Annotated in this window: 13 protein-coding genes and 2 tRNA genes; 12 read left to right on the top strand and 3 right to left on the bottom strand. The window is 68.4% G+C overall.

The features are described 5' to 3' along the window. Nucleotides 1-8: 8 nt before the first annotated feature. On the bottom strand, nt 9-1,148 hold the full coding sequence (locus ACFPUZ_RS09980) for a molybdopterin molybdotransferase MoeA (RefSeq protein WP_377001764.1): 1,140 nt from the start codon (nt 1,146-1,148) through the stop codon (nt 9-11). Nucleotides 1,149-1,176: 28 nt separating this feature from the next. Between ACFPUZ_RS09980 and ACFPUZ_RS09985 the strand changes: the two genes are divergently transcribed. The 5 genes from ACFPUZ_RS09985 to ACFPUZ_RS10005 all read left to right on the top strand — a co-directional run bounded on the left by ACFPUZ_RS09985 (nt 1,177) and on the right by ACFPUZ_RS10005 (nt 5,807). Continuing rightward, the gene (locus ACFPUZ_RS09985; protein WP_377001765.1) at nt 1,177-1,434 is read left to right on the top strand and encodes a MoaD/ThiS family protein; all 258 of its coding nucleotides are present in this window, start codon (nt 1,177-1,179) and stop codon (nt 1,432-1,434) included. A 177-nt stretch (nt 1,435-1,611) separates the two neighbouring features. Beyond that, nucleotides 1,612-2,394, top strand: a complete 783-nt coding sequence (locus tag ACFPUZ_RS09990; protein ID WP_377001766.1) for a VOC family protein — start codon at nt 1,612-1,614, stop codon at nt 2,392-2,394. A gap of 44 nt (nt 2,395-2,438) precedes the next feature. Beyond that, nucleotides 2,439-3,797, top strand: coding sequence for a magnesium transporter (gene mgtE, locus ACFPUZ_RS09995; RefSeq protein ID WP_377001767.1), 1,359 nt, complete (start codon nt 2,439-2,441; stop codon nt 3,795-3,797). Nucleotides 3,798-4,045: 248 nt separating this feature from the next. Then, entirely contained in the window at nt 4,046-5,650 is a 1,605-nt protein-coding gene (locus tag ACFPUZ_RS10000; protein WP_377001768.1) for an SLC13 family permease, read from the top strand. An 84-nt stretch (nt 5,651-5,734) separates the two neighbouring features. Beyond that, nucleotides 5,735-5,807, top strand: a tRNA-Arg gene (locus tag ACFPUZ_RS10005). A gap of 65 nt (nt 5,808-5,872) precedes the next feature. Here the strand turns inward: ACFPUZ_RS10005 and ACFPUZ_RS10010 are convergent. Continuing rightward, nucleotides 5,873-6,880, bottom strand: a complete 1,008-nt coding sequence (locus tag ACFPUZ_RS10010) for a prephenate dehydrogenase (RefSeq protein WP_377001769.1) — start codon at nt 6,878-6,880, stop codon at nt 5,873-5,875. Between the two features lie 37 nt (nt 6,881-6,917). On the opposite strand from ACFPUZ_RS10010, the gene ACFPUZ_RS10015 reads away from it, so the two are divergent. The 6 genes from ACFPUZ_RS10015 (at nt 6,918) to tgt (ending at nt 12,100) form a co-directional block, all read left to right on the top strand. Continuing rightward, nucleotides 6,918-7,415: a tRNA adenosine deaminase-associated protein gene (locus ACFPUZ_RS10015; RefSeq protein WP_377001770.1), complete on the top strand. Its 498-nt coding sequence runs from the start codon at nt 6,918-6,920 to the stop codon at nt 7,413-7,415. Nucleotides 7,416-7,456: 41 nt separating this feature from the next. Beyond that, nucleotides 7,457-7,888, top strand: coding sequence for a nucleoside deaminase (locus ACFPUZ_RS10020; RefSeq protein WP_377002255.1), 432 nt, complete (start codon nt 7,457-7,459; stop codon nt 7,886-7,888). Nucleotides 7,889-7,955: 67 nt separating this feature from the next. After that, entirely contained in the window at nt 7,956-8,165 is a 210-nt protein-coding gene (locus tag ACFPUZ_RS10025) for a CsbD family protein (protein WP_377001771.1), read from the top strand. Nucleotides 8,166-8,226: 61 nt separating this feature from the next. Then, nucleotides 8,227-8,314, top strand: a tRNA-Ser gene (locus ACFPUZ_RS10030). Between the two features lie 103 nt (nt 8,315-8,417). Further along, nucleotides 8,418-10,859, top strand: a complete 2,442-nt coding sequence (locus ACFPUZ_RS10035; protein ID WP_377001772.1) for an MMPL family transporter — start codon at nt 8,418-8,420, stop codon at nt 10,857-10,859. Continuing rightward, the gene (gene tgt / locus ACFPUZ_RS10040; protein ID WP_377001773.1) at nt 10,856-12,100 is read left to right on the top strand and encodes a tRNA guanosine(34) transglycosylase Tgt; all 1,245 of its coding nucleotides are present in this window, start codon (nt 10,856-10,858) and stop codon (nt 12,098-12,100) included. Before ACFPUZ_RS10035 ends, tgt begins: the two co-directional genes overlap by 4 nt. Here tgt and ACFPUZ_RS10045 read toward each other — a convergent pair. Next, on the bottom strand, nt 12,094-12,741 hold the full coding sequence (locus ACFPUZ_RS10045) for a queuosine precursor transporter (protein WP_377002256.1): 648 nt from the start codon (nt 12,739-12,741) through the stop codon (nt 12,094-12,096). The two genes, tgt and ACFPUZ_RS10045, sit on opposite strands and share 7 nt — an antisense overlap. Before the next feature lie 206 nt (nt 12,742-12,947). Here ACFPUZ_RS10045 and ACFPUZ_RS10050 point away from each other — a divergent pair, with 206 nt between their 5' ends. Beyond that, complete coding sequence (locus ACFPUZ_RS10050; protein WP_377001774.1) at nt 12,948-14,588, top strand: Rib/alpha-like domain-containing protein; 1,641 nt, start codon at nt 12,948-12,950, stop codon at nt 14,586-14,588. Nucleotides 14,589-14,599 lie beyond the last annotated feature (11 nt).

A 14,599-nucleotide genomic window follows, 5' to 3' on the forward strand; every position in this document is an offset into this window, starting at 1 on the left:
GCGGACTCCTAGAGCGGGTAGACGGTGACGCTGTCGCCGGCCGACGCGCCGCCGGCGGGGATACGGATGAGGCAGGTGGCGTCGGCGGCCTGCCCGAGGAAATGGGACCCGGCACCGCCGAGGGGGTGGGCCCGGGCGGCGTGGGTGCCGCGGAGGAACTGCGCGCGCCCGGGCAGCCCGGGGGCATCCGCGGCGAGCGGCAGCGTATAAGGCTCCGGGGCGTGCCCGAGCAGCGGGGCGACGAAGAGTCGGAAGCTGACGAGCGTGGAGATCGGGTTGCCGGGCAGGGAGATGACGGGCACGCCGTGGAATATCGAGATCCCCTGCGGGCCGCCCGGTTGCTGGGCCACGCCGCCGAACCAGCCCCCGTCGAGCACGCGGCGGACGACCTCGAATTTCCCGGCGGAGATCCCACCGGAGGTGATGATGGCGGTGGGCCGGTGCTTCTCGGCACCCGCGGCCAGCCTGCGGGACAGCGCGGCCGGGTCATCGTCGGTGGCGATGACGCCGCAGACATCGATACCCGCCCGCTCACACAGCGCGCGCAGCAGCGGGGTATTGACATCCGGGATACCCGCCGCGCCTTCCGCCCCGACCTCCGCGCCGCCGGTGCACAGGAGCACGCGCGCCCGCTCCCGTACCTCCACCTCGCGCACTCCTTGGCCGGCGAGGACGCCGAGGTGGAGGGGGGTGAGGGCTACGGGGGCACTGATAAGCGGCTGACCTGCTCTGACATCGATTCCTGCCCGGCGAATATACTGCCCTTCCGGCGCGGGCGGAGTGCGCAGCTGCGCACCCGGGGCGGGGAACTCCGGGGGCTCGCAGACCTCGACCGCGACGATGGCCACGGTGCCGCGGGGGATCTTCGCTCCCGTCATGATCGGCGCCGCCCGCTCGCCCAGTCCGTCCGGGTACAGCTCCTCGGGGTCCTGCCCGGCGGCGATGGTGGGGCCGACCTCATAGGTGCCACCGGTGGAGGGCAGGGCGAAGCCGTCCATCTGGGAATTATCGAACAGCGGCGAATCGGCGAGCGCATGGAAGGGCCTGGCCAGGAGGCGGCCGAGAGCCTGGCCGAGGGCGACGGTCTCGGTGCCGCGCGCCGGCAGCACCGCAGCGACGGCGGCGGCGTGATCCTCGGGAGTGCGCATGCGGACCATGCTAATGCAGACTGGAGCCGTGGAAATTCACTATTTCGCCGCCGCCCGCGCCGCCGCCGGATGCGACTCCGAGACCATCACCGACGTTCCCGCCACGCTCGGCGAACTTCTCGACGCCCGCGCCACCACCCTCACCGGTCGCACCGACGCCGGCATGAGCTTCGCCGAGGTGCTGGAACGCTGCACCTTTCTTATCGACGGCCGCAACTCACCCCGCACCGCCTCCCTCGCCGGTGCTTCGCGCGTGGATGTGTTGCCGCCTTTCGCCGGCGGGTAGCGCGGGCCGGTCCTGCCCAACCTGCCCCACCTGCCCCGGCGCCGTCGAATTCACCCGGTCGACTTCAGTGGGTTGGGCCCGGGAAAAGGTGCCATCTCGCCCGCGTGAATTCGACGAGGGCGTAGGATTGTGACCGCGCACACAGCCGTGGCGCATTCCCTCAGCGAGAGGATCCCCATGACCATCAACCACGGCGACCCCGTCTGGATGGACCTGTCCACCGACGACATCGAGGCCGCAGCCACCTTCTACCGCGAGCTCCTGGGCTGGGAATTCCAGGATCAGGGCGAGGAGTTCGGCGGCTACCGCATCATCACCCGCGACGGGAAGCCCGTCGGCGGCGCGATGAGTTCGCTCATGGGGCCGGACGGTCCCACCGAGGAGCCGCAGTACCCGACGGCGTGGACTGTCTATCTCAAGGTCGATGACCTGGATGCGGCGCTGGAGGCGACCACCGCGCACGGTGGCACCGTCGTGGTGCCAGCCATGGAAGTCGGTGAGCTCGGCCGCATGGCCGTCATCTTCGACCCTGCCGGCGCGGGTCTCGGGCTGTGGGAGGTGGGCAGTTTCGAAGGCTTCGTGCGTGACAACGGTCCCGGTTTCCCCGCCTGGTTCGAGTCTATGACCAGGGATTTCGACGCCGCCGAGGCCTTCTACCGGGAGGTTGCCGGGTGGCAGATCGGCTACATCGGGGAGGACGGGCAGCCCGCAGACGGTCCGAGCGGCGACATCCGCTACGGCGCGACCTCCGCGGCCGGCCTGTGCGAAGCCGACAGCTTCCTGCCGCCGGGCGTCCCGAGCTACTGGCGGGCGTATGTGGTGGTGGAGGACGTGGACGCGAGCGTCGAGAAGCTGCGTGAGCTCGGCGGCACGGTGCTTGATGGACCCGTGGACACGCCTTTCGGGCGCATCGCGACGGTCGCCGACCCGCAGGGTGGGTCCTTCCAGATCAGCTCCTGATCCGCATGCGGTAGCCTTGACCAGCGGATAGTGCCGGTGTCGAGATGAGTGAGGTCACCATGCTGGAAAAGCTTGAGCGGATCATCCGTGCTGACGAAGCCGTGACGCCGGAACGGGCGGCCGAGCTGTCGGTGCTGCTGGATGAACCTCCCATCCGGGACGTGGTCGCGCTCGTCGAGCGTTCCTCGGCGACGCGCGCGGCCGTCGTTCTGCGTCTGCTGTCGCGGCGGCGGGCGATCGAGGTGTTCGACGCCCTCGACGCCGCCCACCAGGCGGATCTCATCGACGCCCTCGGCGACGAGTCCGTCACCGAATTCTTCGGCGAGCTCGATCCCGACGACCGGGTGTCGCTTCTCGACGAGCTCCCCGCCGAGATCGCCGAGCGCTTCATGCGCACGCTCGACCCGACGGAGCGGGACATCACCGGCGTCGTCCTGGGCTACCCCAAGGGGTCGATCGGGCGGCGGATGTCGCCGGAGGTGCCGCACATCTACGACGACATGAACGCCGAGGAGATCCTGCAGAAGCTGCGGCGGGTGGCGCACAACGTGGAGACGATCTACACGCTGCCCATCATCACGCGGGACCGGAAGCTCGTGGGCGTCACCTCGCTGCGGGACCTGTTCACGGCGGAGGGGGCCACGCCGGTGACCGATCTCATGGTCACGCCGGTGTTCGCGCACGCGCAGGACGAGGAGGAGGCCACCGCCCGCTGGTTCGTGCCCCTGGACATGCTGGCGATGCCGGTGGTCGACGAGTCCGAGCGGCTCGTCGGCATGCTCACCTTCGATGACGCCGCCGACATCCTCGAGGAGGCGGATTCCGAGGACACCGCCCGTTCCGGCGCCCACGAGCCGCTGCAGCAGCCCTATCTGTCGACGCCGCTGGTGAAGATCGTGAAGTCGCGCATCGTGTGGCTGCTGGTGCTGGCGGTGTCCGCGCTGCTCACCGTCCAGGTGCTCGACACCTTCGAGGACACCCTCGCCGCGGCGGTGGTGCTCAGCCTGTTCATCCCCCTGCTCACCGGCACCGGCGGCAACACGGGCAACCAGGCGGCGACGACCGTCACGCGTGCCCTCGCCCTCGGCGATGTGCGTCCCCGGGACGTCGCCGCCGTGGCGTGGCGCGAGATCCGGGTGGGCTTGCTGCTCGGCGCGGTGCTCGGCGCGCTGGGTTTCGTGCTGGCGACGCTCGTCTACGGCCTCGACATCGGTCTGGTCATCGGGTCGACCCTGCTGCTGGTGTGTACGTTCTCGGCGACGGTGGGCGGGGTCATGCCGATCATCGCCAAGAAGGTGGGGGCGGATCCGGCGGTGTTCTCCAACCCGTTCATCTCGACGCTCTCGGATGCCACGGGTCTCATCATCTACTTCCTCATCGCCAAGTCGGTGCTCGGGCTCTAAGGAGCCCCGCTCTGCGGGGTCACCCCCGAATTAGTTCCCACTCCCCCCGGACAGGGGGGAGTTTCTCTTTGTTGGGGGCATGTTTCGCCAGGTGAACGTGGGATTTCTCAGTTCAGTGGCCTGCCGCACAGGATTGGCCAATTGTGTGGCCTTCCATTTATGTAGCACATAGGAAGTGCTTTCTTATGAGGCGAGTACTTCACACATTCCTGTCCACAAACACACAGCAGAAGGATCGTGCACCCACCATGAGCACTCCTCACTCCGACGTGGAGACCCGAAAGGACGAGGTCCAGGTCGAGCCGACCCCCGGCGACCTCACCGAGTCCCGCGATCCCCGCGAGTGGTACCGCCAGGCGTTCGGTATCATCCTCGGCCTGGCCCTGGCGGCCCTCGTCTTCTTCCTCTTCCCCAACAATGCCGCGGAGACCGTCCTGCAGTCCTCCGGCGCGGACCCCGAGGTCGAGTACAACCACATGGCGATGCGCATCGTCGCGGCCACCACCATCTGGATGGCCGTGTGGTGGATGACCGAGGCCATCCCCCTGGCCGCCACCGCCCTCATCCCCATCGCGGTGTTCCCCCTGGCCAACGTCGCCACGTTCGCCCAGGTCGGCTCCCCCTACGCCAGCGCCACCATCTTCCTCTTCCTCGGTGGCTTCCTCCTGGCCCTGGGTCTGCAGCGCTGGAACGTCCACCGCCGGATGGCTCTCGCTGTGGTCATGGCCGTGGGTACCAGCCCGAAGCGCCTGGTCCTCGGCTTCATGATCGCCACCGGCTTCCTCTCCATGTGGGTGTCCAACACCGCGACCGCCGTTGTCATGCTGCCCATCGGCCTGTCCGTGCTCTCCCTGACGGCCGGCCTCGTCGGCGGCATGCGCAAGCAGAAGAAGTTCGCCACCGCCCTCATGCTGGCCATCGCCTACGCGGCGTCGATCGGCTCCCTGGGCACCCTCATCGGTACCCCGCCGAACGCCCTGCTGGCCGGCTACATGAGCGAGGCCCACGGCGTCGTCATCGGCTTCGGCCAGTGGATGATGGTCGGCGTGCCGGTGGCCGTGGTCTTCACGATCATCGCCTGGCTCGTCCTGGTCACCGTGTTCAAGCCGGAGATGGACGAGATCCCGGGCGGCCGTGAGCTCATCCGCGAGGAGATCAAGAAGATGGGTCCCTGGACCCGCCCGCAGATCCTCGTGACCATCATCTTCGTCGCCGCCGCCCTGTCCTGGGTGTTCATCCCGCTGATCATGGACTGGACCGGCTCCACCCTGGCCTACAACGACGCCATCGTCGGCGTCATCGCCGGCCTGCTGATGTTCACCATCCCCGCCGACGGCAAGACCGGCGTCCGCCTCCTCGACTGGAAGACCGCCAACGAACTGCCCTGGGACGTCCTGCTCCTCTTCGGAGGCGGCCTCTCGCTGTCCGCCATGTTCACCAACACCGGCCTGTCCCTGTGGATCGGTGAGGTGGCCAAGGGCCTGCAGGTCCTGCCCACCTTCCTGCTCATCGGCGCCGTCGCCCTGCTGGTGCTCGTGCTCACCGAGTTCACCTCCAACACCGCCACTGCCGCGACCTTCCTGCCCATCATGGGTGGCGTCGCCGTCGGTATCGGCCTCACCGGGGCCACCGAGATGAACGTCCTGCTGCTCACCATCCCGGTCGCCCTGTCCGCCACCTGTGCGTTCATGCTGCCGGTGGCGACCCCGCCGAACGCCATCGCCTTCGGCTCGGGCTACGTCAAGATCGGCGACATGATCAAGGGCGGTATCTGGCTCAACCTCATCGCGGTTGTCCTCATCACCCTGGCGTCCTACTTCATCGCCGTGCCGGTCTTCGGTCTCATCGTCTAAAACGGCTGTGAGCTGCTGATTTGTCGCTTCCGACAGCTGCCGTGTAATGTTACTTTTCGTTGCACGGCAGCAGCCGGACAGCAAGCGCCCGTAGCTCAACGGATAGAGCATCTGACTACGGATCAGAAGGTTGGGGGTTCGAATCCCTCCGGGCGCACAACAGGACCGGCCACCGCAAGGTGGCCGGTCTCTTTGCTTCTCGACGCCCCGCCCGACCGGGGCCTAGAAAATGTCGATCCGCGCGCCCAGCGACTCCGCCTGCACCAGCTGCCCGACCCACCCGGCGGCGCCGGGGTGCAGGCGCAGCAGCGGCCGGGAGGAGATCTTCACGGGGGAGACGGATTCCCCGCGGGCGCCGTGGCGGGCCTCGAAGCGAACGCGGGCGGCGTAGCCGGCGTCGGCCAGCTGGGAGATGTCGGGGCGGGGCTTGGCGAGGGAGGCGCGGGCGTCGTTAAGCAGGTCGAGCGCCTCGTCGAGGGCGGTGACGACGGCGTCGGCGTTGGTCTCGCACATGGCGCGCACCAGCGAGGGCTGGGTACCGGCGACGCGGGTGGAGTCGCGGAAGCTGCCGGCGGCGAGGGACTGGGCGAGGGCGCCGCCGTTGTCGCCGACGATGGCGAGCACCTCGGCGAAGACGTGGACGAGGTGGGAGATGCGGGCGACGGCGGCGTCGTGGTGTTCGACGCGGGCGGGGATGGCGTCGGCGCCGACGGCGCGGATCATGAGGACCACGTCGGTCCACAGGGAGATCCATTCGTCGGAGGCGTCGGGGGCGTGGTCGTAGGTGATCACCCAGGCGGCGCGGGTGAACAGGCCTTCCTGGGAGGCGGACCAGCCGGAGTCGGCGGTGCCGGCCATGGGGTGTCCGCCGACGTAGCGGTCCTGCAGGCCGCGCTCCTTCACCAGGGTGTACACCTCGGATTTCACGGAGACGACGTCGGTGAAGCCGCAGGAGGGGGCGTGGTCAACGATGGCGTCGAGCATGCCGGGGATGGCGGGCATGGGGGCCGCCATGACGATGAGGGCCTTGTCCTGCTCGGCGCGCTGCAGGGTGGCGATGAAGTCGTCGGAGGCGTCGAAACCGGCCTCGCGGGCGGCGCGGGCGCCGGCGCCGGAGCGGTTGTAGCCGTACACGTCGACTCCGCGGGCCGCGAGGTCGCGCAGGAGGGAGCCGCCGATGAGGCCCAGGCCGAGGATGCAGATGGGGCGGGTAACGTTCGTCGAGGTCACCTGACAAGTGTCCCACAACGCGACTAGTCTCACCGGTATGGAACACGAGGAGTACGGCCCGAGCTTCGCCGTCACCGTCACGCGTCTCGACGGTCAGTGGCAGGTGCGCGCCTACGAGGATGATTTCTCCTCTCTGCAGACCTCCGTCCGGGCGGTGCGCGCCCTGCGGAGCGAGGGTCCGGCGTTCGCGTTGCTGTGCGTCGACGACGACTATTTCGTCATCGTCCGCCCCACGCCGAACGGTGTGCAGGCGCTGGTGTCCGACGCGACGATGGCGGTGGACGATGATTTCGCGGCGGAGATCCTCACCGAGCTCGACGCGGAGATCCCTGATCTCGACCCGGATGAGCTCGATGACGTCGACGGGTGGCCGGACGGGGATTTCGAGCTGCTCACCGATATCGGCCTGAGCGAGGAGGTGCTCGGCGTCATCGCGGACGACGATGACCTGTGGCCCTCCCAGCAGCTGTTGCGGATCGCGGAGGAGCTGGGCTTCGCCGAGGAGCTCAGCGCGGCGGCGGGGCTCGAGGATTGATTCTGCCCCCCGAGAGTGGTCTGGTCCGGGCGGAGCGCCTCATGCGGCGCGCGCTGGAGGTGGCGCGGACGACGCCGGCGGGGGACGTGCCGGTGGGCGCAGTCCTCTTCGGCCCGGACGGCAGCGAACTGGCGGCCGCGACGAATCGGCGCGAGGCCGATAGTGATCCCACCGCGCATGCGGAGGTGCTGGCGATTCGGAGGGGCGTCGAGAAGCATGGCGATGCGTGGCGCCTGAGCGGCTGCACGCTCGTGGTGACACTCGAGCCGTGCACGATGTGCGCGGGCGCGGTGTTGGGCGCGCGGGTGGGCGAGCTCATCTTCGGGGCGTGGGAGCCGAAGACCGGCGCCTGCGGCTCGCTTATCGACGCCGTCCGGGCCCCCGGCCAACTCCATCGCCCGGAGGTGCGCGGCGGGGTGCTCGAGGAGGAGTGTGCGGCGCTGCTGGCGGGCTTCTTCGAATCGTTACGGTGATGTTATGCGCGGTCCGGCATGTGTCATTACAGTGGGACGCACATCACACCTACAGAAAGGTCATGACATGAGCATCGGTGACAAGGCAGAGAAGCTCGGCGGCAAGATCAAGGAGGGTGTCGGCAAGCTGACCGACAACGAGCGCCTCGAGGCCGAGGGCAAGGCCGACCAGACCAAGGCCGACATCAAGGAAGGTGTCAAGGAGGCCGGCGACAGCGTCAAGGAGGCCGGGGACCGCATCCTGGGCTCCGCGCAGGACGCCAAGCGCGAGCACTAATTTGGCAGGCCGCGACACGCTCGTTTAGTCTTGACCGAGGTCGTCTCTTCGACCCGAACAAGGTGGCGTGTCCGAGCGGCCGAAGGTGATCGCCTCGAAAGCGATTGTTGGGTAACCCCCAACCGAGGGTTCAAATCCCTCCGCCACCGCAGCTGAAGGCCCCGACTCCCGGTCGGGGCCTTCGTTCATGTCCGGGGTGCTCGGTAGACTGGCCGTGTTTGGTTGTCTCCCACCTGAGGAAGCCCATTTACCGTGGCTAAATTTCTGTTCAAGCTGGGCCGTTGGTCCTTTCACCGCAAGTGGATCGTCATCCTCCTGTGGCTGGTGACGCTCGCCGGTGTCGCCGGCGCCGCCGCCGCGCTGCAGAAGCCCTTCTCCAACGAGTTCTCCATCGGCGGCACCCCCTCGATCGACGCGACCAAGCTCCTGGTGCAGAAGTTCCCCGAAGGGGGCAACCCCGTCAACGCGGCGAGCGTCACCGTCGTCTTCGCCGCTCCCGAAGGGGAACAGCTGGCGGATCCGGAGAATTCGGCGGCGATCGACCGGGTGGTGGACCACATCCGGGAGACGCTGCCGGACCTCACCGGCACGGAACGTTTCGGCAACCCCGTCGTCGTCTCACCCCAGCTCCAGCAGGGGATCATCGACCAGATGACCGCCCAGGGGCTGCCCGAGGAGACCGCCCGGGATGACGCCTACAACCTGCGGATGCTCTCCGACGACGGCCGGATCGGCTACACCACCTTCACCATCGACGTCGCCTCCTCCATGGACGTCACCGATGAACACCGCAAGGTGGTCAACGCCGCCATGGACATGGGGCGTGAGCAGGGCATCGAGGTCGAGGCCGGCGGCGCCGGTTTCGGCGACCCCATCACGGTGAAGACGACGAGTGAGATCATCGGCCTGGCGATCGCGTTCGTGGTGCTCATCGTCACCTTCGGTTCCCTCATCGCCGCCGGGCTGCCCGTGCTCACCGCGGTCATCGGCGTGGGTATCGGCGCGCTGGTCATCATGATCGCCACCGCCTTCGTCGAACTGAACAACATCACCCCCGTCCTCGCAGTGATGATCGGCCTGGCCGTGGGCATCGACTACGCCCTGTTCATCCTCTCCCGCTACCGGGCGGAGAGGGAGCGGATGCCCGCCGACGAGGCCGCCGGCATGGCCGTGGGCACCGCCGGTTCCGCCGTCGTGTTCGCGGGTGCCACGGTCATCATCGCGCTGGCGGCGCTGACCATCGTCAACATCGAGTTCCTCACGGCCATGGGCCTGTCGGCGGCCTTCACCGTCTTCGTCGCCGTGCTCGTGGCGCTCACCTTCATCCCGGCGCTGCTCGGGGTGCTCGGCGACCGCACCTTCAGGTGGCGCGTGCCCTTCGTGGCCGGCAACCGCAGGCGCCGCCGCGCCCGGCCCACCATGGGCAACCGCTGGATCCGCTTTGTGCGCCGCGCCCCCGGGCTGGTCATGGCCGTCGTCGTGCTCTCCCTCGGGGCGATGACCTACCCCGTGTTGTCCATGGAGCTCTCGCTGCCCTCGGACTCCACCTCCAACCGCGACACCACGCAGCGCAAGTCCGCCGACCTCATGGCCGAGGGCTTCGGGGCCGGCGTCAACGCGCCCTTCCTCGTCATCGTCGACGCCGACAACGTCAACCCGGACGCCCCGGCCCTGGCGCCTCTCGTGCAGGCGCAGGGGGAGTCGGTGGATCGTCGAGAAGCGGCGGAGACCAGCTCCTACCTGTACACCGTCGGCCAGCTGAAGAACGTGGGCGGGGTGCGCCACGCCCAGCTCATCGACATGAACGCGGACACCAACGCCGCGCAGATCCTGGTGACCCCCTTCACCGGGCCCGACGAGCAGTACACCATCCAGGTCTCCCACGCGCTGCGCGAACAGGGTGAGCAGATCGCGGACGCCACCGGCGCGGACATCGGCCTCACCGGCCTGACCGCCGTGCAGATGGACATCACGGAACGGCTCTCCGGCGCGATGCCGATCTACCTGGGCATCGTCGTCGGGCTGGCGATCTTCCTCCTGCTCGGCGTGTTCCGTTCGGTCATGGTGCCGCTCGTCGCCGGGCTCGGGTTCCTGTTGTCGGTGGGCGCGGCCTTCGGCCTGACGGTGCTCGTGTGGCAGGAGGGGCTGTGGGACCTGGTGAACACCCCCGCGCCGCTCATCTCCTTCATGCCCATCTTCCTCATCGGCGTCACCTTCGGCCTGGCGATGGATTACCAGGTATTCCTGGTCACCCGCATGCGGGAGCACTACATCAACCTGCGCGTGAAGGCCCACGCCGACCCCGACCCGGACGTCCCGCGTTCCGTGTCCCGCCTCGACGCGGTGGAGGAATCCACCATTGTCGGTTTCACCCGCGGCGCCCGCGTGGTCACCGCCGCCGCGCTCATCATGATCGCGGTGTTCATCGCGTTCATCGACCAGCCGTTGCCCTTCATCCAGATCTTCGGCTTCGCCCTCGGTGTCGGCGTCTTCTTCGACGCCTTCTTCATCCGCATGGCGCTCGTGCCGGCGACGATGTTCCTCCTGGGCAACGCCACCTGGTGGATCCCCCGCTGGCTCAACCGCCTCATCCCCCGCATGGACATCGAGGGCACCGCCCTGGAGAAGGAGTGGGAGGAAAGGCACGCCGCTGAACTGCAGCATCGCAAGGAAATGGAGAAGGTCACCCCATGACGGACCTGTCATTCACGCTCGGCACCGAACTCGCCTCCGGCCCCGGCCGGCACGGGCGCACGGGTGTCATCCACACGCCCCACGGGGACATCGCCACCCCGGCGTTCATCCCGGTCGCCACGAAGGCCACCGTGAAGACGCTCACCCCGGAGCAGATCACCCAGACCGGGGCGCAGGCGATCCTGTCCAACGCCTACCACCTCTACCTGCAGCCGGGCGCCGACATCGTCGACGAGGCCGGGGGAGTGGGGCGTTTCGAGAACTGGTCCGGCCCCACCTACACCGATTCCGGCGGATTCCAGGTGATGAGCCAGGGCGTGGGCTTCCAGAAGACCCTCACCATGGAGCAGAAGGACGGCCAGGACTGGGGCCGCGAGAAGAAGAACATGGCGCGCGTCGACGAGGACGGCGTCGACTTCGTCAGCTTCATCGACGGCTCTCGGCACCGCTTCACGCCCGAGATCAGCATGCAGATCCAGCATCAGCTCGGCGCGGACATCATCTTCGCCTTCGACGAGCTGACCACGCTCATGGACACCCGCGCCTACCAGGAGGCCTCCGTCGCCCGCACCCACCGCTGGGCGGAGCGCTGCATCGACGAGCACAACCGGCAGACGCAGCTGCGCACCGGTCGGCCGTTGCAGTCGCTGTGGGGCGTCGTCCAGGGCGCGCAGTACGAGGACCTGCGTCGCCAGGCCACCCGTGATCTCGTCTCGCTTTCCGACGCCCGCGTCGCCGCCGGGCAGCGTGGCTTCGGGGGCTACGGCATCGGTGGTGCGCTGGAGAAGGAGAACCTGGGCACGATCGTGGGGTGGGTGTGCGATGAGCTGCCCGTCGATAAGCCCCGGCATCTGCTGGGCATCTCCGAGCCGGACGACATCTTCACGGCCGTCGAGGCCGGGGCGGACACCTTCGACTGCGTGGCGCCCACCCGCCTGGCGCGCCGGGGTGGTGTGTACACCCTCGACGGGCGGCTCAACCTCGTCAACGCCGGGTTCAAGAGGGATTTCCGGGGCATCGACGAGGAGTTCGGCGGCTACGTCTCGGAGAACTATTCGCGGGCCTACCTGCGGCATCTGTTCAAGGCGAACGAGTTCCTCGGGATGACGCTGTGCACCATCCACAACCTCAGTTTCATGATCCGGCTGGTGGACAACATCCGCGCGTCCATCGAGGGCGGGTACTTCGAGGATTACCGCGCGGAGTTCATGGGGCGTTACTACGCCAGCAAGCGTCAGTAACCCTCGCGCTTTTTCACCCAGCCGATGACGGCGTAGGTCACAGGCAGGAGGGCCACCTCGATGAGCGTCTTCCAGAGGAAGCCGACGACCACGTAGTTGAGGAGGTCGGAGGCCGTCGCGATACCGATGACCGGGGCGGCGATGAGGCAGAACAGGAGGGTGTCGCCGAATTCGCCGACCACCGTCGAGCCGATGAGGCGGGCCCACAGTGATTTCTCGCCCGTGCGCTCCTTGATCTTCACCAGCACCCACGAGTTGAGCAGCTGCCCCACGAGGTAGCCGGCGAGCGAGGCCAGCACGATCTGCGGCACGAGGCCCAGGACGTGGGCGAACTCGGACTGGGAGGGGTAGAAGTCGGCGGCGGGCAGCCAGATGGCCACGTAGAAGGAGACGACGGCCAGCAGGGTTACCGCGAAGCCGGTGAGGATGGCGCGCCGGGCGGCGCGGAAGCCGTAACACTCGGCGAGGACGTCGCCGAGGACGTAGGCGAGCGGGAAGAGGAAGAAGGCGCCGTCGGTGATGAGCGGGCCGATGGCCACGCCCTTGGTGGCCAGGATGTTGGAGATGAGGAACACCGCGACGAAGAACGCCACGATGATCGGGTAGTAGGTGCGTTGCAGGGGGATGACACGGGCGGTCATCCCCTGCCCAGGTGCGGGTTCGGTGTTAGTCACGGGGGAGATCGTCGCATACCGGTGGGTGTCGGCGCGACTACCCCCGGAGGACACTTGTTATGTCCAGAGTTTCTGCAGTAGGTAACTACTTTCCGCGGCGTCTTGCGGGGGTGAGTCTGTAGAAAGGCTGCGGAGCCGGGGAAATTGATCGGACATTGATCCATAATGTCTGCATGATTTTCTCCCGCTCTGTGGCCGGCGTAGCCGCCCTCGCCCTGGCTGCCACGACAGCCCTCACCGCCCCGGCCGCCTCCGCGCTGCCGACCACCCCGGTCACACCGCCCAACGGAACGGCCGGGACCTGCGACGTGACCCTGTCGACCAAGTCCAACGTGCCGGGATCCGCCGGTGGGCAGAACCTCAAGTCGATCCCCGGGACCCTCGCCATCGGCGTGCAGAATTGGGCGACCGGTGACGCCCCCGGATTCCGCCCCTTCATCCGGGCGGTCGGTAACGCCGAGCGGTGGATGACCGACACGAACGTCTCCTTCGTCACCACCGGTGGGGAGGGCACCTACTCGGTCCGACCCCACAATGATCCGCTGCCGGCGACCCTGTTCACCGTCCCGATCAGCCACGCCTTCGACCCGGTGCCGGGTGCCAACGGCAACTTCACGGCCGATCTCGGGGACTTCAACGCCCGGGCCGTGGGCTGGGGTGCGCACCAGACCAGCGCCGCCCTGTGGTACGTGCAGGGTCCCGCTGGGGCGCTGGCCAACGGCGCCTCGGTCGACGGGGAGTTCACCGTCACCACCACCCTGCTGCCCTGGCCGCAGGAGAACGCCGACTGCCAGCCGCTCGGGGTCGCCGCTGACGCCCCGCGGACGGTCGTCGCCGACAACTCGCCGCAGGACACCGGTGCCCGCGTGACCGAGGGTGACGCCACGGACCACGCCCGCATGAGCGGCATCGTCTATCTGCCCGGCACGGACACCCCGGTCGAGGGGGCTGTCGTGACCGTCAACCCGGACGGCACCGTCTCCGTCTCCCTGCCCCCGGCGGCCCGCGCCCTCGGCACCGCGCTGGAGATCCAGCTGCGCGCCAACCCGCGCGAGGACGACGCCCAGTGGGAGGCCTACAACGTCTCCTGGAACGTCGGCGAGCGCTTCACGGTGAACCTCGGCGACCAGGCGGCGGCACACAACCCCGGGTACCGCCACGCGGTGACCCACCCGGCGGTGGCGATCACGCTGCAGCAGAACTACGACCTCACCATGCCGGCCGGCACCGTCTACGAGATCGTGGACGCGCCCCAGACCGACCCGGTCTCCGACGAGTGGACCTACGTGGTCGACCGCACCACCGGTGCCCTCACCGTCACCCCGCCGGCAGGCGCGAAGGTCGGCGACTACATCGTCGTGCCCGTGCGCGTGACCTACCCCGACGGCACCAGCGAGACCATCGACGGACACGTGACGGTCGTCGAGCCGGGCACCGCCCCGGGTGGCGATGACGGCAGCTCCGTGGACGGTCGTTGCATCGCGACCGCCGGGGCCGTCATCACCCCGCTGGTCCTGCTGGCCCCGCTGGCCGCCGCCTCCCAGATGGAGATCCCCGGGGTGTCCCCGCTGATCCGCCAGCTGCAGGCGCAGCTCCAGCGCGCGAACACCGACCTGCAGCGCGGCCTCGGTATCCACAACCCGGAGATCGTCCGCCTCGTGGAGCAGATCAACGGAGCCCTCGGCCCGGATGCCGTCCGCATCCTCGGCGGAGCGGGCGTCGCCGCCCTCAGCCTGCTGGCCATCGGCGTCATCGCCGACGCCTGCCTCCCGGGTGAAGGTGGATCCTCGGGATCCTCGCTCTCCAGCGAGTAGGTTTCGCCCCT

This window comes from Corynebacterium nasicanis (assembly GCF_042658165.1).
GTDB lineage: Bacteria > Actinomycetota > Actinomycetes > Mycobacteriales > Mycobacteriaceae > Corynebacterium > Corynebacterium nasicanis.